This window comes from Paenibacillus sp. EB106-06-01-XG199, from assembly GCF_058791575.1.
Genome location: NZ_JBYTDQ010000004.1, coordinates 54,120 through 78,447 on the forward strand (window position 1 = coordinate 54,120; position 24,328 = coordinate 78,447).

The following is a 24,328-nucleotide window of genomic DNA, read 5'->3' on the forward strand; positions in this document are numbered from 1 at the left end:
AGTGTTGCAGTTACATACAAAAGTATGCAGCTTGCAGATTTCTTGTTCGGAGAATGTGCCTAATGAATGCGGTCACCGATTCAGCAAACTTCCGACATATTTCAGCAGCTCGTTGGCGCAAATCGGGCAGTAGTTATGCTCGTCGATCAGGCGTCTGGATACCTCGTTGATCCGTTTGAGCTGGCTTTCATCCGGCGTTTTGGAGGAGGTGGTAATTTTGACGATATCCTTGAGATCGGTAAACAGCTTCTTCTCGATCGCTTCCCGCAGCCGGTCGTGGTTGTTGTACTCGAACTTTTTGCCTTTGCGGGAATAGGCGGAAATACGGATCAGGATTTCTTCACGGAAAGCTTTTTTCGCATTTTCGGAAATGCCGATCTGCTCTTCAATGGAGCGCATCAGCCGCTCATCCGGCTCCATCTCCTCATCTGTCAGCGGATCACGAATCTTGGCCCAGTTGCAGAAGGCTTCGATGTTATCGAGATAATTCTCAAACAGCGTTTTGGCGGACTCTTCAAAAGAGTATACGAATGCCTTCTGCACTTCGCTTTTGGCCAGAATATCGTATTCCTTGCGGGCGATGGAAATGAAATTCAGATACCGTTCCCGCTCCTCCTTGGTAATCGAAGGGTGCTGATCCAAGCCATCCTTGATCGCCCGCAGCACATCCAGTGCGTTCATGCACTGCAGGTCGCCTTTGATCAGGGCGCTGGAAATCCGGTTGATGACATAACGCGGGTCGATGCCTGACATGCCTTCATCCAAATATTCGGTTTGCATCTCCTTAAGGTCGGCTTCCTTGTAGCCTTCAACCTCTTCGCCGTCATACATGCGCAGCTTCTTGATCAGGTCCATCCCCTGCTTTTTGCTCTCCTTCAGGCGGGTCAGGATTGAGAAAATCGCAGCGGCGCGCAGCGCGTGGGGCGCAATATGCACATGCTTCATGTCGCTTTGGGCGATCAGCTTGGCGTAGATTTTTTCCTCTTCCGACACTCTCAGGTTGTACGGTACAGGCATGACGATCATGCGGGACTGAAGTGCTTCATTTTTTTTGTTGGAGATAAAGGATTTGTACTCCGTTTCATTCGTGTGGGCGATGATCATCTCGTCCGCCGATATCAATGCGAAGCGCCCGGCCTTAAAGTTGCCTTCCTGGGTCAGCGACAGCAGGTTCCACAGAAACTTCTCATCGCATTTGAGCATTTCCTGGAACTCCATCACTCCGCGGTTCGCTTTGTTCAGTTCCCCGTCGAAGCGGTACGCGCGCGGATCGGATTCCGAACCGAATTCGGTAATCGTGGAAAAGTCGATGCTGCCTGTGAGGTCAGCGATATCCTGCGACTTCGGATCGGACGGACTGAAGGTCCCGATGCCCACCCGCTCCTCCTCCGACAGCAGCACCCGTACAACCTTCACCTGCTCGATGTCGCCGTGGTATTCATTCTTCAGCCGCATTTGGCAGGAAGGGCAGAGATTGCCCTCGATCCGCACACCCAGTTCTCTCTCGATCTCCGGGCGAAGCTCCAGCGGAATTAAATGTAGCGGGTCCTCATGCATCGGGCAGCCTTCAATGGCATACACCGCTCCTGCATCCGTACGCGAATACTGCTCAAGGCCACGTTTCAGCAGCGTAACCAATGTCGATTTCCCTCCGCTAACTGGTCCCATAAGCAGCAATATCCGTTTGCGTACGTCGAGACGCCGGGCTGCAGAATGAAAATATTCCTCCACCAGCTTCTCCACCGCCCGGTCGAGTCCAAATATCTCCTGCTCAAAAAATTTATACCGCTTGCGTCCATTAATGTCCTCTACGCCGTGTGACTTGATCATGTCGTATACACGGGAATGAGCTGTTTTAGCGGGAGAGGGGTCTTTTCTCAGCAGTTCTATATAGTCCTTGAAGGTGCCGCTCCACGCCAAACGGTCGTTCTCAGCCCGATACGAAGCTATACGCTCAAAAATATCCATTGCTCGCTACCTCCTCTTGCGCTCCTACTTGCTCCACAGCTTTAAAAGTGTATTACATACCTATGCGGCGAGCCGGGAATAGTTTACCTCTTTTTTGCTGTGCTATAATAGAGAATCATGATTTCCCTTATAAAATACCGGCACAAAGTGCGGGCTTGTCCTCCAAGCTTATTCAGACACTTTGCCATTGATTCAGCGGGGACGCAACATTAGGACACAGGAGTGACAAATATGGCCGTAAGGCATGAAACGGAGCTTTATGCTCCTTTGAAGAGCTTTTTTGAGAGACAAGGCTATGACATCAAAGGCGAGGTGCGGACCTGTGATTTGGTTGGCCTGCGTGAGGGTGAGGAGCAGCCGCTGATCGTGGAGATGAAAAAATCGTTCAACCTCGCCCTGCTGCTGCAGGGGATTGAACGACTGCGGTTAAGTCCCAACGTTTATCTCGCCGTGGAGCGCGTACGTGACAAAAAAGGCGCGGTGAACCAGCGCTGGGGCGAACTCAGCGGGCTATGCCGCCGCCTTGGCCTTGGGCTGATCACTGTGGTCTTTTACAAGACCAAGGCACCGCTGGTCGAGGTGCTCGCGGAGCCAGGCGACGCGCCGCCCCAGCCCCGCAGCCGCACACGGCGGCGCGAGCGGCTGCTCTATGAGTTCCGCGAGCGCAGCGGCGACTACAACACCGGCGGCAGCACGCGCGTCAAGCTCGTGACGGCCTACCGCGAGAAGGCGCTGCGCGTGGCGCTCGCGCTGCAGGCCGCAGAGGCCGAAGCCGCCCTTGCGGCGGCCGGCCTCGCCGGGAAGCGCGCCGGACGCGGCGGCGCGCCAGGGGCAGACACAGCAGCGGACGCCGCTGCTGTGTCTGCCTTAGGCCCGGCGGCTGCGGACAGCCGGGCGAAAGCTCCGCTCGGCGTCACACCCGCCGAGCTGCGCAAGAGAAGCGGCGTGCCGGGCGCCGCCGCATTCCTGCAGAAGAACTACTATGGGTGGTTCTTCCGGGTGGGGCGCGGCCGCTACACGCTCACGGCCGCCGGAACAGCGGCGCTGATCGAATATGCGAACATCACCGGAAGCCGAGCCTAAGCTTTATTTTCCGTACAGCTCATATTTCCGTCCGTTCAGCAGAAGGGCTGCCCCGCTGCCCGCAATACAGGCGACCAGCAGATTCATGCCAATAGACTGCCAACTGATCGTATCGTTAATATTGGCCGCCTGCTCCTGATAGATGGGACTGACCGTCAGCAGATTGGCGTATTGCTTGAAGGACTCATTAGCCGACGTTCCTATGCTCCAGTGCGAGCTGTCCTGGATAACCAGAGCGAACTGGACAGCAACAACCGCAACAATCAGGACAGCAATGCAGAGATGGCTTAATAACGGTTTGCGTTGTCTTTTGCCTGCAGCCAGCGCCAGTCCTATTAAGGCCAGTCCGGCAGGGATACTGCACAGCTTGGACAACAACAGATACAGGATTCCTAACGCCGGACTGGCCGAATCAGCAATCCTCGCCTGATATAAGCCATCAGGATTTAAAAACACCTCCAGCAATGTCGTCGACCATACCGCCATGGTGCCGAGCATAAAAACAGCCGATTTCACCAGAAACAGCGATGAAGTCTTGACAGGCAGCATATGATTAACCGGCATCGTACCCGTGAAGAATTCCTTGTAATAATCCACATAGATGTACACCGGGATTAGAATGCCGATGACCATGTTTACGGTGAGAATCAGAAATGCCAGATCTTGGCCTGGGCTGAACAGGAAATACAGGTTGATTAAGCAGCTTAATCCAGTTAATGAGGCGAACATTGCAAAATGTCTTTTGCACTCCAGTTTAAATTGATGGACTAGAATCACGTAACTACTCCCCTTCTCAAATGGTTAAACGATGTTTTTAAACAAATCTTCAATGGGCATGCCATACTCCCGTTTCAATTCCTCCACGCTCCCCTGCAGCTGCACTTTTCCTTCGTCCACAATCGCTATATGCGTAAACAGGCTTTCGACATCGCGAATCAGGTGGGTGCTGATCAGAATGGAGCTGTCAGGGTCAAAATTATCCAGGATAATCTGCATGATTTTATCACGTGTTGATGGATCGACAGCCGCTAAGGGTTCATCAAGTACGAATAATTGGGCCCGGCGTGCAAACGTAAGCGATAAGCTCACACGCTCCTGCATTCCTTTGGACAGGGACTTCACCTTATCTTTAAGATTCAATCCGAGCATCTCTATCATTCCGCAGGCCTTGTCCCGCTGAAAATCGGCAAAAGCGTGATAATAAAAATCAACACACTCCTCAATACTCATCCATGAATACAGAAATTCTCTGTCCGGCAGATAGGATACAATCTTTTTCGTTTCCACACCGGGACGTTGTCCACCGACTGTAATCGTCCCTTTATAATTCCGCAGCAAAGCCACGATCAGCTTCATAAGCGTCGTTTTTCCCGCCCCGTTCGGCCCGAGCAGCCCTACTATACTTCCCTTGGGAACTGTCAGATTCAGTCCGTTTAAAGCAGCCTTTTTTCCATACATTTTCGTCAGATTCGCACATTCCAGTACATTTCCCACATTGCCCCTCCTCTTCATTCGGTCTTTCTTATATCCATATATATACATTCCAATCCATTAGACTCCTGTACTCGAAACATCCCTGCAAGCTGCGCTGAAATGCCATGTATTTGCATAAACAAAAAGCAAGCCCCCCATACCGGAAGACTTGCCTTTTCACCAATACTAGCCTGCACACTGCCATTATCTTAATCGATTATTACATACTGAACTAATTCCTCAAGATCTTCAAATATTACATCCGCCTCTATATCTGTAGAAAATAGTGTGCTTTGTTTCCATGCTGCTCTGAGGCCAGCGGCGCGGCTCGCCCGGATATCATTGTCCGGGTGGTCGCCGACAAACAGCGTTTCCTCCGCCTTAACCCCTAGCTTCGTCAATGCCCGAAGGAAAATCGCCGGGTCCGGCTTGCGCAGACCTTCCCACTCTGAAATCAACACCTCATCGAACAAAGGGCTGATTCCCAGTGCTTGAAAATTATCATATTGGAATTGACCATAGCCGTTGGATACCAGCGCGAGTTTGATTCCGTTTGCCTTTAATGTTGTAAGCATACTCATCATATTAGGAAATCCGATGCAATGTCCTTGGAAACCATGCAGATAATCATTCAGAAGTTCTGCCCAGCTTAGCTCCCGGATAGAAAACTCCTCAAGAAGCTGCTGATACACTTTATCCTTCCAGACATAACCGTTCTGATCCAGCTCGACAAACCGCTGCAGAAATTTTTCTTTAGGAACAGACTGAAATTGTGGATATCGTTCATACTGATCGCGGACAAAAGAGACCAGAGAGGACTCGCGGTCCAATAACGTTCCATCCAGATCGAAGAGCACCGCTTTAATTTCCATCTTCCTGCCCTTCCACACTTAAGCGCGTTTATTATTGAGTTATCTGCTGCTGACTCCGGCCAACCTCCGCCAACCCCTTGATTGTTGTTTGCTACGTATGAACGCTGGTTTAGGTTGCTTGCTTCGAGTTTCGATAAGTGTATTTGGTGCAGCTATTCGGGAGCAATATAGTTGTTTCAAAGATATAGTTGTATGCTCTACAATTAAAAATGGCGAATCCTTCCGTTTTGCCCGAATGACATCTATTTAGTTGTACGAAGTGCAGCTATCTCCTCATTCGCCCATCCATATGGAGTTTTAGCTGTATAAAGTGCAATTATCGCGTATTTCGCTCATAGGGTAGAGATCACGCCCCCGCGTTCACCCAAAAAGCCCATTCTCGCCCAATTCTACTGCACAGAATGCAACAGAATCCTATCAGACTGCCAAAAACGGGAAATCTATTGTACTAAATACAGCAGACGCTACTCATAGCCGCATATGTCACAAACTACAACCCCTAACTTTAAACTCTAACCAATCAACCCAGTTGTCATCAATACCCCATTCCCCTCAGCTCCGGGCCGTAAACTCCGTCACGGCCTCACTCATCAGGTTCATGCCCAGCAGCAGCTCATCCCGGCCGGGATGGCTGAAGTTGAGGCGGATGCGGTTACCGCCGCCGCTGACACAACACAGGGGGCCGGGCAGGAAAGCTACGCCTTTAGCCAGCGAGGCCTTAAGCAGTGCCATAGCATCCAGCCCAGCCGGCAGCGATACCCACAGAAACATGCCGCCTTCCGGCAGACTATAGGTGCTGCTCTTCCAGGCCGGACGCTTCAGCAGTTCAGCCATTAGCTTGAGGCGGGTATTGTATTCCCGGTTCAAGAGGGCAATATGCTCACGCAGATCAAAAGAGGTGACATCCAGCAGATGATGCAGCAGCCGCTGATTTAGGGAGCTGGACTGCCAGTCGGCCATCTGCTTTGCGGCAGCCATCATGCCGATAAGCTCCCGGCTGCCTGCCGCCCAGCCCGTCCGCAGAGCGGGCGCGACCGTTTTGCTGAAAGAACCGATGTAGAGCACATGTCCACCCTCGCTTACATTCTCCAGCGCATAAAGCGACGGATATTTTACGGACGGATGCTGGCCATTACGCTGAAAATGCAGATCACCATAGGAATCGTCTTCGACAATCAGCACGTTATGGGCGGTGCACAGCTCCAGCACCTCCTTGCGTCTTGCCAGACTCCAGAGAATACCGCTTGGATTCGTAAAGCTCGGTGTTGCAAACAGCATCTTAGGCCGGTGCTGCCGGATTTGGGTACGCAGATGCTCCGGCAGCAGTCCGTCCCTGTCTCCCTGCACAGGAATAATCACCGCACCCTGCATACGGAGCGCCTGCAGAATGCCTGGTGAGGTGGGATTCTCTACAAGAACCCGGTCTCCGGGATCTATGTATACCCTGGACAGCAAATCGATGGCTTGTTGACTTCCCGTTGTCAGAAGAACTCCGCCCTCGGCAACAGCCACACCTTTGGCTTTCAGCCAATCCCCGGTAAGCCACTCCCGCAGCGGACCGTACCCTTCCGGATCACCGTACTGCAGTGCCCCGGCATCTGCGGAGATGACTGTAGACGCGGTTTCGGCAAGCAAGGACAACGGGAACAATTCTTCCGCCGGAAGCTCTTCCGCCAGTGAAATCAACGTGCCCCGGCGCGTCTTGGTGCGTATACTCAACAGCGGTGAAGACAGCAAGGTATGTGCGCGGGCAGAAAACTCATATCTCATATGTTCCCCCCTCCCCTGGTACCAAGAATATTCCAGCCCAGCCGGCAATATGTCGTTAGCGTGGTCCTATGCGTAGATTTGCTTGTTCTGCCTTGAGAAAAGAGCAAACTTCTCGATAGCCTGCGCTCTCGTCGACACTTCAAGCTTCACATAAATTTTGCGCAAATAATTGTCTATGGAACGCCGGCTTACCTCTATTTCAAGTGCAATTTTATCATAAGTGATTCCCTGCACAATACGCTCCATAATGAACATCTCGGTCTGGGTCAGCTGCATGACACCATCCAGCCCCTGTGACGATGGTGCCAGCCGAAATCCTTTTTCAATCCAGTCAAACGGTATAGAGAGGAAACCTTCCCGCAATCCGTCAATCATCAGCAGCAACTGGCGGGGAGAAGCTCCCTTGGAGAGTATTCCGCTTGCCCCAAGCTCAAGCAGCGGCTGAAATAAAGTCTTGTCCTCTTCTTCCGTCATGATGATGAAATGAGAATTTGGCGAACTGCTCTTCATCTCCGGCAAAATGCTCTCCACATTTCCTTCCGGCATCTGATAATCCGCCAGCACCAGATCCGGCTGACTTTCACGCACATTGTAAACGCCTTCGTTCCAAGTCGAATACATCCCCAGAATTTCCAGCTCTCCCCCTTCCTCCAAAATCAATTTTGTTCCAAGCATACTTGTGGGATGACATCCCACGATGATCCCCCGCCACACCTTCATCATTAACTCCCTGACCTCCTGCTATCTATATAATTTACCCAGAGTGAACAACGCCTCGGGGTTTTCCAGTTATTACGTATGCAAGGATGGTTGCATTTTTATCCTTTCTTCCTTCTTTTACCTTGTATACGCCCATCAGATATTCCAATCTATAGAAATTGTATCGCAGTAGTTTAACAGGATGCAATTACTTTTTCCCTTTTTCCGACTCTCTTTCACTTTTGCGAAATCTCAAAAAGTCTGATAGAATGGGGACTTGAAAAAAACAACCTGAGGTGATGTAATGCAACCGCTAGCGGAATCGACCCCGGTACACTCGCGCCGTACTGCAGCGAGAAGCGGCCCTTCCGTAAAATGGTTTTTACTGTTCTGGATTTTGATGATCGGGCTCGGCTTCTATGCCGTGTACAGCTATACCAACCATCTAAAGCAGCAGGTGCTGAGCGAACTTGGCACTCAAAGCCAGCAGCAGCTTACCGTTTTGAAGACCGATTATGAAGCGCGAATCGCCGTTCTCTCTGAAGAGGTGAAGGAATTGCAGAGCACCGTTCAGAGCTTTAATGAACTGCTCACCTTTACCAAAGACAATGCAAGCAGCAAGACAGACAACAGCAACAAGCTGTATACCCAGTTAAACGAGGTCCGCAAGCAACTCGATGCCCTGAAGAAAGAGATGGATCTGCTGAAATGAGAACCCCTGTCCAACGAGTCAACCGGTTCTTTATGCTGCTGACTGCTCCCTTCTTCGGGTTATTGCTCTGTCTGTGGTGGTATCAGCCGCCGCTTGACCTGAAGCTGAACACAGAACAGTTCGCTGCAGCCCCGGGGCCGCTTGAATTAACAACCTCTTTGAAGAATGATTTGAAGCTGGCCGAGGCCTCCGCTTCCTATACCATAGATTCAATAGGTGCCAGTGCACAGCTTTACAAACAAACAACAAACGCGATGAATGCCATTGTTAATACCGCCAAAACCCAGGCATCCCGCCCGGAGCTAATCTATAACCGGAGAATTTCAGCCAGGCTGGGAATTCCTGCCGATATTGTGAACAGCGAACGCATTACCATCGAACTTTACCGCTTAAATCCCGGTAACTATAAAGCCTATGCCCTAAAAATCAAGCTGAAGGATGCTTCTGCCATGAAAATGAGCCTGGCCGAGGATGGCTCCGGCGGAGCTGAAACCACCATGCGCGCCGTCAACCGTTACGGTGCAACAGCCGGCATCAATGCCGGAGGGTTTGCCGATAAGGGCGGTAAACGTTATCCCTTGTCCACGACCGTTGTAGGCGGCCAATATTTGTACGGATTCGAGCCGAGTTACAAGGATCTCAGCTTCGTTGGCCTGAATAAATCAGGACAGCTGATCGGCGGCAAATTCTTCAGCCGGACACAACTCGACCAGCTGGAGCCGCTGTTCGGCGCCACCTTTGTCCCGGTCCTGTTGAAGAACAACACCAAGACGGTGATCCCGGATAAGTGGAAGACGAGCCCCAAACGTGCCCCGCGCACCGTAATCGGCAAGTACAAGGATGATCAGCTTCTCGTGCTCGTGGCGGACGGCTACAACGAAAACGGCAACTCCGGTGCTACGCTGGAGGAAATCCAGAACAAGCTGTACAACATGGGTGTGATCGATGCCTACAATCTGGATGGCGGGGGATCTTCGTCCCTGATCTTTAGAGGAAAGGTTATTAACAATCCATCGGACGGGAATCTCCGCCAGGTGCCAACCAGTTTCCTGTTTTTCAGATAACCTTTTCCAGTTGTCTGTGCGGCATCTCACATTTTTCTTTTGTTTTTGATATAGACCAGGTTATAATCAGGATAACGAATACAGATCCTTATGGAGGTGTCCAGCATGTCGTTTTCCTTGACCTTTTGGATCATAACCCTGGTATTTCTGCTGTTCCTGACCGGAATTCTAACCTCCTCCTACAACGACGATAAGACCAAGGGCTTATAAAAAGCCTGGATGGACCCAAGCATTCGCTGCTTCAAAAAAGAGCACCGCACATCTGTGCGGTGCTTTTTTTAGTAATGGGACGGCAGACACCCTGCTGCGGCCATACTATGTACAATTAAATTTGCTTGCTTTCAGCAGGAGAAAGCGTAATTTCTAGGCGTGTCTTGAAAGTTGAGTCATTTCCCCAAGACATTCAGCACAAATATAACGATCTTTATATTCACTTACACCTTCAACTGATCCGCAAAATACACATTTGGGGCGGTAACGCTCCAGAATGATATGGTCGCCCTGTACCAGAATTTCTACCGGATCGCCTTCATTCATTTGATACCTTTTACGCAGGGACTTAGGCAGAACGATTCTACCCAGCTGATCTACTTTCCGAACAACGCCAGCAGGTTTCATATCTAACTTACACCTCTCCTGTTCAACTAATAATTAGTAACTACTACTTTTTCGGCACTATTCAACTATTTCGTTAATCAATTGTCGAATCCTGCTGAAATAAATAAAAAATCATGTCCGTTTTTAGAAAAGTTGTGGAAAGTCTAGCTGGCGAAGCGCCTCATAGACAATAATGGCCGCCGAGTTTGACAAATTAAGCGATCTGACAGCATCGCTCATTGGCATGCGCATTCTCGTTTCTTTCCCGGCTTCCAGAATATCGGCTGGCAGACCCTTGGTTTCCTTGCCGAAAACGAAGAAATCCCCATCCTGAAAGGCAAAATCGGTATAGCGCTTCTCGGCCTTGGTTGTAGCATAGAAAAATCGGCCTTCCTTATACTTCTCCAGCACTTCCCCAAACGAATCATGATATTCGATATTTACGGCGTGCCAGTAATCCAGTCCTGCCCGTTTCAGCGTAGCGTCGTCGGTACGGAAGCCCAAGGGGCGAACCAGATGAAGATGCGTGCCTGTTGCCGCACAAGTGCGGGCAATATTGCCGGTATTCGCCGGAATTTCCGGTTCTACCAGCACAATATGAAGTGCCATAGTGTGAATGCTTCCTCTCTGTAGGCTCTAACAGCCCTATAATGTGTTAGTAAGGAGATCCTCTAAGGTGAGGGCGGCGCTTATAGATCATACACGGCGCGTGGTGTGTCACGCAGAAAACCTTCCGCCTGCAGGCGGAAGGTTCAAAAGCTTTTATACATTAGCCCTGAGTTTGCCGGAAATGCTGCATGAAATCGGTAAGCGCCTTAACACTCTCATAAGGAACCGCGTTATAAATGGAAGCGCGCAAGCCTCCAACACTGCGGTGGCCCTTAAGACCGACAAAACCTTCTTGTTCGGCAGCCTTGACGAATTGCTTCTCAAGCTCTTCCGACTGCATCCGGAATGTAACGTTCATGATGGAGCGGCTGCCTTGTTCCGCAACTCCGCGGTAGAAACCATCACTGCCGTCAATATGATTATAGAGTAGCCCGGCTTTGTCGCGGTTCTTAACTTCGATACCTGCAAGCCCGCCCTGCTCCCCTATCCATTTTAACACTTCATTAACCATGTATACAGAAAAGGATGGCGGCGTATTGTAGAGAGAGTTGTTCTTATAATGCGTATCGTAACGCAGAATCGTCGGGATATTGGAAGGCGACTTCTCGATCAGCTCTTCCTTGGCGATAACTACAGTTACGCCTGATGGTCCGAGATTTTTTTGTGCGCCGGCATAAATCAGTCCGAATTTATTCACGTCAAAGGAACGGCTCAGAATGTCACTGGACATGTCTGCAATCAGCGGGATGGAGCCGGAATCCGGAAACTCCGCATATTGTGTTCCTTCAATCGTTTCATTCGACGTAACATGCAGATACGCTGCGTTATCCGCTGCCTTGATGCTGCTAAGCTCTGGAATCGCCAGAAACTTCTTGTCCTCCGAGGATGCGGCGACATGGGCGCCACCAACCAATTTGGCTTCCTTGAGGGCTTTATCTGCCCAGCTTCCTGTCATGACATAGCTGCCCACTTGGCCCTCGGAGACAAGGTTCATCGGAAGCATGGCGAACTGGGTGCTTGCTCCGCCTTGGATGAACAATACCTTATAGCCCTGCGGATTGCCAAGGAGTGACAGCAGACGTTCCTGAGCTTCGTTATGAACGGACTCGTATACCGCCCCACGGTGCGACATCTCCATAATGGACATTCCGCTTTCCCGGAATTCGACAAACTCCGCTTGTGCGCGTTCCAATACTGCAAGCGGCAGCGCCGCCGGACCTGCATTAAAATTGTATGCTCTCTTGCTCAAAATTGCCCCCACCCTTTCTCTCCTGCGAATATGGATAGAGATTATGATAGCAGTAATCTAACACACCATCAAGTATAATTATTCACATGGAAAGTATAATCTCCAGGCTTAAATGGTGAAAAACTGATAGCTGCGGCTCCAATCCTTGCTGTGACGCGGTAAAATGCTGATGTCCGCAAAAACTTCCGGCGAAATAACATGCTTCTCGCCCCATAGCGCCATCCGGTCCGGCTGAAAATTTCCGTATTCCCTGATCCCAGCTCTGCTTGGCCGATGAGTAATTTCCCAATAAAAGGAGTCCCTAACAGCTTCCCAACCGCCAAGCTTACAATAAAAGGAGCGATTAGGTTCATTATTCCAGCTTAGTTTATCCCCGGTCAGGCTAAGCAATTCCTCCGTATAGCTGGACTCCGCCTGCTCTACCCTGGCAATCCCCGGCAATCTCAGTTCATACCCTGAGCCGACATTTCCACCGTTGATTCCAATAAAATTATGATTGTATTCCTCTATCCGAAGCTCCTTAGACCCCCTATTCTCCAGAGTATAAGAGATGTTCAGCCTGTCTTCATCCAGTGAGATCCTCTTGGTTAAAAGCATGCTGTATCCCCGGCACTCCATCGGCTGCACCGAATAAGTAACCGAATCTGTAGTGTGTTCTTCAATCACCTCAAAGGGAATGAGCGGATAACTTCCGGCAAAAAAATAGGGGGCATCTTCCTGCTTTTGCAGCAGCCCTACTCCCGGCTTCGGAAACCATTCTCCTACTTCTGCATCGTCATAGCCAATTGCCCGGGAAATGCTGAATTCATTACATAGCCCAATACCGCCAGTACCCTGCCCGGGCACAAGGCTTTCCGGAACGCAAAACATATGTTTCCCCTGTTCCAGGGTTACCTGCGTTATAAAGCCCGTCCAGTCGAACCTGGTTCCTTTATATGCTCCCAGATCAGCGATTTCAACAGTTAAAATATCATTTGACAACGTGATACCCATATATTAACGCGTCCTTTCTGTTTACCAAGAATGAAATGGAGTCATACCTCTCATATGTTTCCAAAAAACGCCTGCAACCGTAATAAGCAACGGTACAGACGTTTGATTGTTCCCTGTCTAGATTACGCTAATGTCACTTCGATTAGATGACATTCCCCAGTCTGCAGAGAGAGCAACTCCGCACGCGGAATCACCACACCTCCTGAGACGCGCTGAAGCGTCACCTCGCTGCCATTAAGGGAAACAGAGTATATTTGGTACTCTCCATAATTAAAGCTTCCTGCGGCCTTGTAGACCACCTTAAATTCGCGATCCGCGAAAATTGTATTAATCGAAGCTCTTCCTTCCGTATCGAATTGCTCTTTTACCAGCTTTGGCTCCAGTAACAGATCTCCAAGCTTGCCTTTAACACCAAATACTTCAGTGACCATGGTCAATAGCAGCCAGCTAGCCGAGCCAGTCAGATACGTGTACATCCCTCTGCCTTGTTCATTGATATATTCAGGGATACCCGGATAAATCCGGCTCGTTTCGAAGTCCGAGCTTAGGCTGTAAAGGGATTTCATAACTTTATGACCCTCGTTCACATAACCGCGTTTGTAGAGCGCGTTCCCGTACATTACAGTCATGTGGCTGAACATCGCTCCATTTTCTTTATGACCAAAAGCAAAACCGAAGGCGCGGCCCAGATTCTGCTGGATACCTCCAAAACTGGAATTGAGCCTGTATCCGATTTTGGCATCCAGCAGGTTACGCTCAACTGCAGAGATGATGTGCGGAATCTGATCCGGCGCTGCTGCATGGCCCATAATTGGGAATACCTGGCCCGTAAGCGTCATGCGGACACCTTCAGAGAACTCGCCTTCCACCTGTTCACCGTCGTTATTATAGTAACCATTAAACCAGCCGTCACCCTTTTCACTTTGCAACCACTCGTTATTGCGCAAGTGATTGAATATCCATGCGGCTTTCTTCTCCAGATCATCTGCTATTTTATCCGTATCAAGAGCAATACGCTTCCCGCTAACCTTATTAGGTGCTGAGGCATAGTAAAGATCGAGTCTTCCCAGCTTTGCTGATACAGACTCATAATTCACACTTTCCTCCAGTGAATCAAACAGCAGCTTCATCTCTTCCGCCAGTTCAATGGTTTCTTGACCTTTGGATTGTTTGAGGATGCGCAGCAGCTGTGAAATATCTTTCAGATTACTTGCATAGAAGGCTGTAAAAGCTACACTTTCACCCTGGTCAGCCGCCATATCCAGCCCGTCATTCCAGTCAGCACCCTCCAACAAAATATTGTTATGCTCGCCAACGTTATAGAACGGAACCAAATTTTGCAGCAGAATATGCTCCAGAATCGTACCTTCGTAGACCTCTCCGGAATCAGTTCTAAGGGAACTGCCAACTGTTGTGTTCCAGGATGCATCCCGTTCCTTGCAGCGGCTCATAAAGCTGTCACGGAAGTAGGTCTGCTTCTGGAGCAGGAAGTCCAAATCCCCGCTTTGATCCAGATACAGCATCGTCGTCAGGAACGGCCACGCTCCATGATCCATCCATACACGGGGGATATTGTTGCGGTCTGCAATAAATTCACCTGGCTGTTGACCAATAATAGTCGCATTACTGCCGTCTATTCTTACTCCGGCGTAATTGTTCAGCAGCAGGCTGCGCACTTCTGCCGGTTCCATAATAAGCAGTGCCAGACAGTCCTGCCAAAGATCCCGCCAGCCGCGTCCGCCTCTTCCGTAATCATGATACGGCAAGAAAGAGTTGCCATAGAGTCTTCTAAGCACCGGTTGGATTGTCACCCATTTCATCCACTGGTCAACATCGGGTTCACCGGTTTGAAATTGTACCCTATTCACCTTCTCTGCCCAGAAGGCTTTCGTTTCCTCCAGCAGGCGATCAAAGGCTTCAGCTGTCCCGTACTTGCCAATCAACGCATTAGTATTTATTCTTTCACTTTCAATGGCCATAATTACTACATAAGAATGGCTTTGACCGGGAGACAGGGATACCGGATCAAACCTCAGACCGCCAAGCGCCTCGTAGCCCTCTCTTTGCACACCCCCGCCTTTACCAATGTCCGGAGCAGTATTAAGGACAACAGCTTCAGGCCAATCCAGGCTTCCGCCTTCTCCGATGAATTCCTCCTGAACAGGAAAGAATCCTGCCGGTTGACTGCCGTCACCCTCCGCTCCAAAAACCCCATACGAGGTATGGTTTATGCGGTGGCCGCGCTCATCAAAGGAAAGGGCCGGTTGAACCTCCACACCATAAGGCGAAGTGTATATCCGGTTCAGCAGAGAAGTCACATGTCTGTGATCCCGCAGGTCATCTGCAGAACGGGCATAGAGTGGGACTACAGCAGTCGGCGTCAGTGTAAGCGTCTTTGAACCTGTATTTTCCAGCGTTACTTTCATTAGTTCTATCTTATCATTACCGCTTGGCACAAAGCTGGTCGTCACTGCCTTAACGCCCATCACAGCGTTGCTGCGGGTTATGCGATGCCATAAGAATCCCGCCTCCAGCAAGGCTTCGTCAGCTGAAGAAGAATAGAATTCCGCATTTTGCTTAGCAGAGTTACCGGTTGCAGACCATGCTCCCTTTCCATCCGCATATACCCAGAAGTTGCGTGAAGCCCGTGAAGTATGCAAGTCCTCAACCGATAACGGCGGAGTAAGAAATGTATTATGCCCGGTGGTCGCCTGACCGTGAAGCTTTGGAGTTACAGTAGACATCATTCCTCCCTCATTTACCAGAGGGAAGTATAAAAAGCTGCTGCGATCCGGGTTCTGAAGCCTGAATTCCCCATCGTTACCGGTGAATTCGAAGCCGTATATTTTGTTACGGTCCATAGTATTCATCCTCTCATTTACACATCTGCCTAAGCTTTAACCGCACCTGCCAATGCTCCGTCAACAATATACTTTTGAATGAAGGTGTACAGCACGATAAGCGGTGCAGAAACGATCATAATACCGCACGCTAACATAGGCCAGTTATTTCCGTACTGGCCACGGAATTCTTTAAGCCCGAAGGTAATGGGGTAATGTTCCGGACTAGGCAAATACATGACTGGACCTACGAAGTCATTCCAGATGCTGATTGCCGTTAGAATAACGCCTGTTGCAATTACCGGCTTCATCAGCGGCAGGATAATTTGAAACAAGTAGCGAATGTAACCAGCACCGTCCATACCGGCTGCTTCATCCATTTCACGGCTAATTCCTTTTATATAGCCTACGAACATCATGAATACGATGCCTGTACCGCCGGTTTTCAGCAGAATATAACCCAGCTTCGTATCGTAACCCACAAAACCGAGCTCCTGCTTCATAGTAAGCATTAACTTAAACTGTGCGACCATAGGATTCGGAAGGAACTGGGACAGCAAGAAGAACAGATAAATAAACCCGCTCCACTTCACATAATTTCTCGCTACCGGGAAAGCTCCAAATAACGATACGATCAGTGTCAGCACTGTTGCAACGCTTGTATATAACAAGCTGTTTAAGAAATAATTAGAGAAACTGCCCTGAACCCAAGCTTCCTTGTAATTATCCCATTGGATATTTTTCACTAGACCGATAGGGTCCAGCAAATATTCAGTAAAGGGCTTAAAGGATATGTTAATTACAAATAGCAACGGCAGGATATACAAAACTAACAATACTGCAATCAGCATATAAGAGAGAGTTTTGGCGGTTTTGGATTCTTTCATTAATACTCCACCTCTCTCTTACGCATTTGTTTAACAGCAATTACAACAAACACCAAAATCATTAGGAACTGTACTACGGAAAGCGCTGAAGGCAGCCCCATCTCCAGGGAACCGCGGAATGTCTCTTTATACACATCATACGCCATCGTTCTTGTGTTAAAGCGGCCGTCTGTAGTGGCTAGAATAATATCAAAGGTTGACATTGCGCCGATAATTGACAGGATTATATTAATCGTGAAGGAGGGAGCGATAAGCGGAAACGTAATGTTTTTGAAAGATTGCCACTTCGTAGTTCCGTCAATATACCCGGCTTCATATAAATCTTTCGGAACGGATTGTAGTCCCGCTAGGAAGATCAGCATCGAATAACCCATGTACATCCAAATTTGCGTGAATATGATATAACCGAACGCATGGCTAAAGCTTCCAAAGAACATATCTTTATAACCGAACAAAGAATCATACATTTGATTTACTGGACCGCTCAGAGGATCGAACATCATGCCCCATACCAGCGCAACTACCGCTACACCAAGCACAACCGGTAAAAAGAAAACCGCACGATAGAAATAATCGCCCTTCAGCTTCTGGTTGATGACTACAGCCATCAGAAGTCCAACACCGTTCTGTATAATCGTAACAATGATCATGAAATAAATAGTACGTATAATAGAATCCACACGCTCGCCTGAATTTCCGGAGTAAAATACATCATAATAATTGTCAAGGCCTACGAAATTCATCTTGCTGCCTGGAACATTGGTAATATCCGTAAATGAATAGATGACCGTCATCATAGATGGGGCAAAATAGAAAATAACGTACAATGATAGCGGAATCATTAATAGCAAAAGCGGGATATATCGTTTTAAACCTTTCCCAAACGGATACATTTCTCTCACCTACCCAATCCTATTTCAATAAATGATCGGGGTCTGCACTGAACAGACCCCGAATCCGTAGAACATGTTGGTGCACAGTATGTTGTAGATGTCAGTTTATCAGGCTAGCAGCTTATTTAGGTGCAGCAGCTTCCCATTCTTTTTGTTGTACATCTGCAAGCTCTTTAGCGGTTTTGAATTCACCGCCTGGAGCCAGATACTCCGTATGCACGCCTTCAGCAGCAATGTGCTCACCAACGTTGTCACGGTTAATCATCATGATTTCATAAGCAAGTTCAAAGTCGCCAGTCATGTAAGGAGCAAGTTCTTTATCAATGAATTCGCTATCCGTCGCAATGTTGTCTTGCGTAGGCAAGAATCCTGCCGCTTTTACATATTGCGTGTAATTTTCCTTTTCAGAGAAGAACTCAAGCCATTTCAATGCGCCTTCTTTGTTCGGGCCTTTCTCTGCTGCATACCAGGTTACATCGTATTTGCCGACAAGAGAATTGTTCTTGGCTGCATCTTCTGTAGCCGGAATTGGGAAGTATCCGAATTTCAAATCCGGGTTTGCTGCAGCGATTGTAGGCGCATCCCATGTTCCATCAGCGATCATAGCCGCTTTTCCTGTTGCGAAAAACGATGGCGCCGTTGCATAGTCGATTCCCAGGAAACCATCAATAAAGTATTTATCCTGAAGCGTCTTCATTTTCTCAAGTACTTCTACAGCCTCAGCATCATTGAACGCCGAAGTCCCCTTCCAAACGCCTTCTATCCATTGCTGTTGGTTGCCGCCGCCCAAAATCTTAGCCTGCAGACCGAACGCCGGCAATTTCAGAGGCCATACGTCTTTACCTGCTACAACGATTGGCACAATGCTCTTAGATTTCAGAGTATCAAGCAGACCAATGAACTCAGTCCATGTTGTTGGAATACTCAAACCATTTTCTTCGAATATTGCTTTATTATAGAAGAAACCTGACATTGCAACTTTACCGGTTGGAATCGCATACACTTTATCCTTGTAAGTGCCGGCTTTAGCAATATCATTAGCATTGTAATTCTTAACGAAAGCTTCACTGCTCAAATCAGCAATCAATCCTGAATCAATCCATTGTTGCCAGTCCGGCACTTTAGCACCTGGAGTCCAGTCTTTCGGAGATAGTCTCATGCCGGACAGATCGGCGAGAACGTCAACGTCACCAGCTGTAATTCTCGCTCTCTGCGCTTGTTTGAATTCATCATCCGGACCAGTTGTTGTGTACTCAACCTTGTACTCGGGATACTTTTCCTCGAACTTCTTGTTAATTTCTGTAATGGCTTTGTTAATGTTCTCTTGCTTCCAGTGCAGGATCTTAATAACCTTCTTGCCGCCAGAAGCCTTATCGGTTCCCGAAGCATTTTTCGCTTCGCCGTTCGTGTTGTTATTGCCGCCTCCACATGCCGCTAATGAGAGCATTATAGCTGAGCTCAACAAAATTGCAGAAAGCTTCTTTACCATTTTTGTTACCCCCTAGATAATTGGTGTCATTTTCTACGAAACAACCTTCAATTCTTGAATCCACGAAACACTGATCCATTATTTACAGAAAGCGGTTTCGTTGAATTTATTATTGCATCGTTAATAATCTTTGTAAAGAGTTTTTTTTATATTCAAAAAGTTAGATTTTTTTCTGAAAATCCTTTTGTAACCTGGATATACCTAAGGATTTATGCAACATTCCATTGACTCCACCCTTTATCAGCTATAATATAATAAACGAAACTATTTCGTTAAGTTTACATTCGCATCATTTAAACTGTATAAATTACTCTCATTATTATCCTCTGAAGAGCCATTTTTACAATAAGGGGGGCTTTAAATGGCCTATAACATCAAAGATATAGCGAAAATAGCCGGAGTTTCTGTTTCGACAGTTTCTAAAATCATCAATAACTACAGTGAAATTTCGGAAGATACCAAAACGAAAGTTCTACAGATTATAAAAGAGACCGGGTATACCCCTTCCAATTCAGCTAAGACATTGGCAACTAAATCCTCAAATCTCATAGGTGTTATATTTGCCGGGAAGCTGAACGTTGATTTTACTCATCCTTTTTTTGTCGAAGTGCTTAATGCCTTCAAAAAACAAATGGGCCTGCTTGGTTACGACCTTTTATTCTTCTCGAACGAAAAGTTCCAAAGCGGTGACACCAACGACTATTTAGCCCGTTGTCAGCATTATAATGTGGACGGGTGCGTGCTCATCTCTGGACAAGAGCTGGAACCTTCCATCGCCCAATTGGATAATAGCCCTATCCCTTGTATTGGCGTTGACTTAAAGCTATCCGGAGGTAACTCCGGTTATATCATGTCAGATAACTTTAAAATGTCCTCCAAAGTAGTAGAACACTTTTATTTACTTGGTTATCGAGCGCTTGGGTATATCGGCAGCACACTGGAATCAGACATCTCAAATATGCGCGAAAGTGGTTATCGTAAAGCGATTGAGGATTTAGGATTGCCAATCAACGAACGATGGTTCATCAATGGAAGTAACTTTTACGAAGCCAGCGGTTATGAAGCCATGCGCCGAATGATTGCTGGCGGAAATCTGCCAAGGGCTGTATTTGCTGCCTCAGACCAGCTTGCTATTGGTGCAATCCGGGCCCTTAAAGAAGCATCCCTATCTATTCCCGATACGATTGCGCTTATTGGCTGTGATGACATCGAAGCCTGCAATTATACAACGCCGAAGTTAAGTACAATTAGACAAAATAAAAGCAAGATAGGGCGCCTGGCCGCTCTGATGCTTTATGACCTTATAAACAGCCAGTCGGGCACAACTTCCTTCATCGTAGTAGAGCCTGAGCTCGTTGTACGGGAGTCCTGCGGCGCAGCTGAGCGAAGCCTGAATACGGCTCAATAACACGCGGCATATCAGCGATTGGTACAACGCTCCGTTCGCAGCAGCGTCCACCCAAGTGCTAACGTTGATCCTGCTTTAAAAACAAAGAGGCTATCCCAGCCATTTCATGGCTTTTGGGACAGCCCCTTTTGTGTTTTAAGAGCAGATTCTACAAAAAGAACAATGGACGGCCGTTACTACTAATACGATACATACGAGCACCCTGATCATCAGCGGCAATCTGAGACTGAAGAACATGTTCGCCATGCTTCCCTTCATCTTTCATCATGATGTAGTCCAACTTTTATGTATTTTCTTTTTAACGGCATCTATACGCGCAATCCACATAGCGCTAATCTCTGCGTTATTAGCACGTCACTTTTATTAGCTGCAAAATGTATAAAACAACCATGGTTATTCTTATCATTAGTCTTCTTCAGGCGATCTCTTCGAAAGAGGCCTTGTTCATTCTGATTCGCCCCAGCCAAAAATATCTTCAAAGACTATCTCCCAATGCAAAAACTACCTATTGATAAATTTAGACTTTGGGCTGAAACACAAAATAAGGGGCGTCTCAAGCAGCCATTTCATGGCTTTTGAGACACCCCTTATCGTTACAGACTCTTTTGGTGGCTCCCGATCTAACCTGCGGGCTACCTGACCAAGAGCTTCGTCTTATAGGTCGAAGTACAGAGAGTATTCATGCGGATGTACACGAATCGCAACTTCTTGAGCTTCAGAACGTTTCAGAGCGATATAGTTATCGATGAAGTCTTTAGTGAATACGCCGCCTTCAGTAAGGAATTCGTAATCAGCTTCCAGAGAATCTAGCGCTTCGCTCAGGCTGCCCGGAACGCTGCGGATTTTTTCTTTGTCTGCATCGGACAGTTCGTAGATGTTCTTGTCCAGAGGACCGTAACCCATTTCTTCCGGGTTAATCTTCTTCTTGATTCCGTCCAGACCGGCCATCAGCATAGCTGAGAATGCCAGGTAAGGGTTAGCTGTGGAATCCGGTGTACGGAATTCGATGCGACAGCCTTTAGGCGTCACAGCAGCTACCGGGATACGAACAGCAGCGGAGCGGTTTCCTTTGGAGTAAACCAGGTTAACCGGTGCTTCATAACCAGGAACCAGACGTTTGAAAGAGTTAGTGCTTGGGTTAGTCAGCGCGATCAGTGCCGGAGCATGATACAGGATACCGCCGATATAGTGCAAGGCCATCTCACTCAGGTTGGCATAAGCGCCTTTTTCGTAGAACAAAGGAGCGTCGCCGTTAAAGATAGATTGGTGAACGTGCATGCCGCTACCATTATCGCCGAACAGCGGTTTAGGCATGAACGTTGCCACTTTTCCGTATTGGCGTGCAGTGTTTTGCACAATATATTTGTAAGTCAGCAGATTATCAGCTGTTTTCTTCAAGGTATCAAAACGGAAGTTGATTTCCGCTTGGCCTGCAGTTGCTACTTCATGGTGATGACGTTCAATTTCAAGTCCGGCTTCAGCCAGCAAACGGCACATTTCGCTGCGGATATCCTGTTGGGAATCCACCGGCGCTACTGGAACATATCCGCCTTTAACGCCAACTTTAAATGCAAGGTTGCCGCCTTCTTCCTTACGGTTGGTATTCCATGCCGCTTCTTCAGAATCTACGAAGAAGGAAGAGCTGTTCATTCCGCTCTCATAACGCACATCGTCGAAGATAAAAAACTCGGATTCTGGTGCGAAGAATGCTGCTGTACCCACACCGCTTGCCTGCAGGAATTCTTCTGCTTTTACTGCAATACCACGAGGGTCGCGCTCGTAACGTTCACCATCAGGGGTGAAAATATCGCACATGATGTTCAGCGTCGGATGAGCTGTAAAAGGATCGATATATGTAGTGCTTGGATCAGGCATCATTACCATGTCAGATTCTTCAATACCGCGGAATCCTTTGATGGAAGAACCGTCAAACGCAACACCATTTTCAAATGTTTCTGCTTCCACTGCGGATGCTGGCAATGAGATATGGTGAGCACGTCCACCCAAATCTACAAAACGAAAATCCACCCACTCGATATTGTTTTCCTTGATCGTCTGCAACACTTTTTCAACCGACATGAATATATACCTCCCCAATTTCCGAACATTAGGCCGCTCACAGTATCAAATGTTCTTGTTTATAATTTTTTTGCTGTCGTCATTATAAATCTCAAACCTAACATCGTCAATGCTTATGTCAGGTATTTTTGAAGACAATGTAAGATATTCTAACGCTTTAGTGAAAAAAGCAACTTTCTCAATTCCTATGTCACATTCATTCAATACGATACATAAAAACCGTCCTCTCCCTACGCCCGTAAGCGGAGAAGAGGACGGCCTAAAGGCTGATTTCTGCTTCTTGTACTAAAGAATCGGGGCAGCCTCAAGAGACTCCGAGAACTTGCGTCCCACCAGCGGAGCAAGCTTCTCCAGATCTCTCAGCAGGGTGTCAAACTGCTCAGGGAACAGCGACTGGACCCCATCGCCTGTCATGGAATTGTCGGGATCGGTATGCATTTCGATAATAAGCCCGTTGGCTCCCGCAGCAACAGAAGCTTTGGCCATCGGCGCAACCAGTTCACGCCGTCCTGTACCATGGCTCGGGTCAGAAATCACCGGAAGATGGCTGAGGTTCTGAAGCACCGGAATTGCTGACAAATCCAGCGTGTTGCGGGTGTAGGTTTCAAAGGTGCGAATTCCGCGCTCACAAAGCATGACATCGCGGTTGCCGCCGGCCAGAATGTATTCAGCCGCATTGAGGAGCTCATCGTAAGTAGCACTGAAGCCGCGCTTAAGCAAGACAGGACGTCCGCAGGTGCCCAGCTTGCGCAAGAGGTCGAAATTCTGCATATTGCGTGTGCCCACCTGCAGTATATCAGCATGCTCTGCACAAATATCCACATACTCCGGTGTCATTACCTCGGTAATGGTCAGCAGACCATGCCGCTTGCCGGCTTCTGCCATCATTGTCAGTCCTTCTACACCGACACCCTGGAAGCTGTAAGGTCCGGTACGCGGCTTGAACGCGCCTCCACGCAATACTTGACCACCGGAAGCTTTCACCAGCCGGGCGATTTCGTCAATCTGCTCCGGGGATTCAACGGCACAAGGCCCACCCATAATGACAAGATTCTCCCCGCCGATCTTCACGCCACGGATATCGATAACCGTATCCTCCGGATGGAAATCACGGCTCGCCAACTTATAGGATTTGGAGATTTTCACTACGTTCTCTACACCTTTCATCTGGCGCAAATGCTCGGCAAGCTTCGGTGTGACACCACCGATCAGGCCGATAACCGTATGATCCGCCCCCCGGGAGAGATGAACCTGCAGCCCTTCCTTTTCGATAACGGCAATAATATCATTTACCTGCTCTTGCGGTGTTTGATTGGATGTAATAACGATCATATTATAGCTCCCCTTTTAAGCAATTATTTAGCAAATGTTACCTTATAAATCGCACAATACTATCACGCTACGACGCGTGTACGCTTTTAAGCACTAAAGTGATTTTACCGCATTTTGTTCTTTTCGTCAACCTTCAATTACGGTCCCAGCTGCACTAGTTACCATTTATTTGCATAACGAAGCTATCTCTCTGGTGTACATTGGAAAATCAGCTGGTACAGTATGGAATAATTAAAGGGATATCCATCCAATAACAAAGAGCACACAGGCTCCGCTGCCGGAATCTGTGTGCTTCATTTTCACCCAATTTA

At 48.2% G+C, this 24,328-nt stretch carries 20 protein-coding genes; 4 read left to right on the plus strand and 16 right to left on the minus strand.

The features are described from left to right. Positions 1-72 precede the first annotated feature (72 nt). Positions 73-1,968: a PrkA family serine protein kinase gene (locus tag AC3WT9_RS15520; RefSeq protein WP_038588431.1), complete on the minus strand. Its 1,896-nt coding sequence runs from the start codon at positions 1,966-1,968 to the stop codon at positions 73-75. A 231-nt stretch (positions 1,969-2,199) separates the two neighbouring features. Here AC3WT9_RS15520 and AC3WT9_RS15525 point away from each other — a divergent pair, with 231 nt between their 5' ends. Continuing rightward, complete coding sequence (locus AC3WT9_RS15525; protein WP_341091272.1) at positions 2,200-3,051, plus strand: DUF2161 family putative PD-(D/E)XK-type phosphodiesterase; 852 nt, start codon at positions 2,200-2,202, stop codon at positions 3,049-3,051. 3 nt (positions 3,052-3,054) lie between these two features. Here the strand turns inward: AC3WT9_RS15525 and AC3WT9_RS15530 are convergent, their stop codons facing one another. The 5 genes from AC3WT9_RS15530 to AC3WT9_RS15550 all read right to left on the minus strand — a co-directional run bounded on the left by AC3WT9_RS15530 (position 3,055) and on the right by AC3WT9_RS15550 (position 7,889). Then, positions 3,055-3,828, minus strand: a complete 774-nt coding sequence (locus AC3WT9_RS15530) for a hypothetical protein (protein WP_492407724.1) — start codon at positions 3,826-3,828, stop codon at positions 3,055-3,057. Between the two features lie 24 nt (positions 3,829-3,852). Further along, the gene (locus AC3WT9_RS15535; RefSeq protein ID WP_341091270.1) at positions 3,853-4,545 is read right to left on the minus strand and encodes an ABC transporter ATP-binding protein; all 693 of its coding nucleotides are present in this window, start codon (positions 4,543-4,545) and stop codon (positions 3,853-3,855) included. Between the two features lie 188 nt (positions 4,546-4,733). Continuing rightward, positions 4,734-5,396: an HAD family hydrolase gene (locus AC3WT9_RS15540; RefSeq protein ID WP_341377837.1), complete on the minus strand. Its 663-nt coding sequence runs from the start codon at positions 5,394-5,396 to the stop codon at positions 4,734-4,736. A 552-nt stretch (positions 5,397-5,948) separates the two neighbouring features. Further along, positions 5,949-7,166: an aminotransferase-like domain-containing protein gene (locus AC3WT9_RS15545; RefSeq protein ID WP_341377836.1), complete on the minus strand. Its 1,218-nt coding sequence runs from the start codon at positions 7,164-7,166 to the stop codon at positions 5,949-5,951. 66 nt (positions 7,167-7,232) lie between these two features. Continuing rightward, positions 7,233-7,889, minus strand: a complete 657-nt coding sequence (locus AC3WT9_RS15550; RefSeq protein WP_038588414.1) for a response regulator transcription factor — start codon at positions 7,887-7,889, stop codon at positions 7,233-7,235. Positions 7,890-8,169: 280 nt separating this feature from the next. On the opposite strand from AC3WT9_RS15550, the gene AC3WT9_RS15555 reads away from it, so the two are divergent. After that, on the plus strand, positions 8,170-8,577 hold the full coding sequence (locus AC3WT9_RS15555; protein WP_341091266.1) for a hypothetical protein: 408 nt from the start codon (positions 8,170-8,172) through the stop codon (positions 8,575-8,577). Further along, positions 8,574-9,641 (plus strand): phosphodiester glycosidase family protein, encoded by a 1,068-nt coding sequence (locus AC3WT9_RS15560; RefSeq protein WP_492407725.1) that lies wholly within the window; start codon positions 8,574-8,576, stop codon positions 9,639-9,641. Before AC3WT9_RS15555 ends, AC3WT9_RS15560 begins: the two co-directional genes overlap by 4 nt. Positions 9,642-10,004: 363 nt before the next feature. Here the strand turns inward: AC3WT9_RS15560 and AC3WT9_RS15565 are convergent, their stop codons facing one another. The 8 genes from AC3WT9_RS15565 to AC3WT9_RS15600 all read right to left on the minus strand — a co-directional run bounded on the left by AC3WT9_RS15565 (position 10,005) and on the right by AC3WT9_RS15600 (position 19,198). Next, positions 10,005-10,259 carry an AbrB/MazE/SpoVT family DNA-binding domain-containing protein gene (locus AC3WT9_RS15565; RefSeq protein WP_341091264.1) on the minus strand — a complete coding sequence of 85 codons (255 nt, stop codon included), beginning with the start codon at positions 10,257-10,259 and terminating at the stop codon, positions 10,005-10,007. 123 nt (positions 10,260-10,382) lie between these two features. Then, on the minus strand, positions 10,383-10,847 hold the full coding sequence (trmL, locus tag AC3WT9_RS15570) for a tRNA (uridine(34)/cytosine(34)/5-carboxymethylaminomethyluridine(34)-2'-O)-methyltransferase TrmL (protein WP_076113061.1): 465 nt from the start codon (positions 10,845-10,847) through the stop codon (positions 10,383-10,385). 160 nt (positions 10,848-11,007) lie between these two features. Then, positions 11,008-12,099 (minus strand): 3-phosphoserine/phosphohydroxythreonine transaminase, encoded by a 1,092-nt coding sequence (serC, locus tag AC3WT9_RS15575; protein WP_341097599.1) that lies wholly within the window; start codon positions 12,097-12,099, stop codon positions 11,008-11,010. A 105-nt stretch (positions 12,100-12,204) separates the two neighbouring features. Continuing rightward, the gene (locus AC3WT9_RS15580) at positions 12,205-13,089 is read right to left on the minus strand and encodes a hypothetical protein (RefSeq protein ID WP_341091262.1); all 885 of its coding nucleotides are present in this window, start codon (positions 13,087-13,089) and stop codon (positions 12,205-12,207) included. Between the two features lie 122 nt (positions 13,090-13,211). Continuing rightward, positions 13,212-15,950 (minus strand): GH36-type glycosyl hydrolase domain-containing protein, encoded by a 2,739-nt coding sequence (locus tag AC3WT9_RS15585; RefSeq protein ID WP_492407726.1) that lies wholly within the window; start codon positions 15,948-15,950, stop codon positions 13,212-13,214. Between the two features lie 29 nt (positions 15,951-15,979). Continuing rightward, on the minus strand, positions 15,980-16,816 hold the full coding sequence (locus AC3WT9_RS15590; RefSeq protein WP_341091259.1) for a carbohydrate ABC transporter permease: 837 nt from the start codon (positions 16,814-16,816) through the stop codon (positions 15,980-15,982). After that, complete coding sequence (locus tag AC3WT9_RS15595; RefSeq protein WP_341097598.1) at positions 16,816-17,709, minus strand: carbohydrate ABC transporter permease; 894 nt, start codon at positions 17,707-17,709, stop codon at positions 16,816-16,818. Before AC3WT9_RS15595 ends, AC3WT9_RS15590 begins: the two co-directional genes overlap by 1 nt. 121 nt (positions 17,710-17,830) lie before the next feature. Beyond that, positions 17,831-19,198 (minus strand): ABC transporter substrate-binding protein, encoded by a 1,368-nt coding sequence (locus AC3WT9_RS15600; protein WP_341377831.1) that lies wholly within the window; start codon positions 19,196-19,198, stop codon positions 17,831-17,833. A 361-nt stretch (positions 19,199-19,559) separates the two neighbouring features. Between AC3WT9_RS15600 and AC3WT9_RS15605 the strand changes: the two genes are divergently transcribed. After that, complete coding sequence (locus AC3WT9_RS15605; protein ID WP_341091256.1) at positions 19,560-20,606, plus strand: LacI family DNA-binding transcriptional regulator; 1,047 nt, start codon at positions 19,560-19,562, stop codon at positions 20,604-20,606. 654 nt (positions 20,607-21,260) lie between these two features. Here AC3WT9_RS15605 and glnA read toward each other — a convergent pair. Beyond that, positions 21,261-22,685, minus strand: a complete 1,425-nt coding sequence (glnA, locus tag AC3WT9_RS15610) for a type I glutamate--ammonia ligase (RefSeq protein WP_341091254.1) — start codon at positions 22,683-22,685, stop codon at positions 21,261-21,263. Positions 22,686-22,970: 285 nt separating this feature from the next. Continuing rightward, a complete protein-coding gene (gene aroF / locus AC3WT9_RS15615) occupies positions 22,971-24,017 on the minus strand; it encodes a 3-deoxy-7-phosphoheptulonate synthase (RefSeq protein WP_341091253.1) in 1,047 nt (348 codons plus the stop codon). Positions 24,018-24,328: the final 311 nt, after the last annotated feature.

What these genes read in the sequence shown, in the direction of transcription:
- AC3WT9_RS15520 (WP_038588431.1), bottom strand. Translation starts at nt 1,968, where the DNA reads ATGGATATTTTTGAGCGTATAGCTTCGTATCGGGCTGAGAACGACCGT.
- AC3WT9_RS15525 (WP_341091272.1), top strand. Translation starts at nt 2,200, where the DNA reads ATGGCCGTAAGGCATGAAACGGAGCTTTATGCTCCTTTGAAGAGCTTT.
- AC3WT9_RS15540 (WP_341377837.1), bottom strand. Translation starts at nt 5,396, where the DNA reads ATGGAAATTAAAGCGGTGCTCTTCGATCTGGATGGAACGTTATTGGAC.
- AC3WT9_RS15545 (WP_341377836.1), bottom strand. Translation starts at nt 7,166, where the DNA reads ATGAGATATGAGTTTTCTGCCCGCGCACATACCTTGCTGTCTTCACCG.
- AC3WT9_RS15550 (WP_038588414.1), bottom strand. Translation starts at nt 7,889, where the DNA reads ATGATGAAGGTGTGGCGGGGGATCATCGTGGGATGTCATCCCACAAGT.
- AC3WT9_RS15555 (WP_341091266.1), top strand. Translation starts at nt 8,170, where the DNA reads ATGCAACCGCTAGCGGAATCGACCCCGGTACACTCGCGCCGTACTGCA.
- AC3WT9_RS15560 (WP_492407725.1), top strand. Translation starts at nt 8,574, where the DNA reads ATGAGAACCCCTGTCCAACGAGTCAACCGGTTCTTTATGCTGCTGACT.
- AC3WT9_RS15565 (WP_341091264.1), bottom strand. Translation starts at nt 10,259, where the DNA reads ATGAAACCTGCTGGCGTTGTTCGGAAAGTAGATCAGCTGGGTAGAATC.
- trmL (WP_076113061.1), bottom strand. Translation starts at nt 10,847, where the DNA reads ATGGCACTTCATATTGTGCTGGTAGAACCGGAAATTCCGGCGAATACC.
- AC3WT9_RS15580 (WP_341091262.1), bottom strand. Translation starts at nt 13,089, where the DNA reads ATGGGTATCACGTTGTCAAATGATATTTTAACTGTTGAAATCGCTGAT.
- AC3WT9_RS15585 (WP_492407726.1), bottom strand. Translation starts at nt 15,950, where the DNA reads ATGGACCGTAACAAAATATACGGCTTCGAATTCACCGGTAACGATGGG.
- AC3WT9_RS15590 (WP_341091259.1), bottom strand. Translation starts at nt 16,816, where the DNA reads ATGAAAGAATCCAAAACCGCCAAAACTCTCTCTTATATGCTGATTGCA.
- AC3WT9_RS15595 (WP_341097598.1), bottom strand. Translation starts at nt 17,709, where the DNA reads ATGTATCCGTTTGGGAAAGGTTTAAAACGATATATCCCGCTTTTGCTA.
- AC3WT9_RS15600 (WP_341377831.1), bottom strand. Translation starts at nt 19,198, where the DNA reads ATGGTAAAGAAGCTTTCTGCAATTTTGTTGAGCTCAGCTATAATGCTC.
- AC3WT9_RS15605 (WP_341091256.1), top strand. Translation starts at nt 19,560, where the DNA reads ATGGCCTATAACATCAAAGATATAGCGAAAATAGCCGGAGTTTCTGTT.
- glnA (WP_341091254.1), bottom strand. Translation starts at nt 22,685, where the DNA reads ATGTCGGTTGAAAAAGTGTTGCAGACGATCAAGGAAAACAATATCGAG.
- aroF (WP_341091253.1), bottom strand. Translation starts at nt 24,017, where the DNA reads ATGATCGTTATTACATCCAATCAAACACCGCAAGAGCAGGTAAATGAT.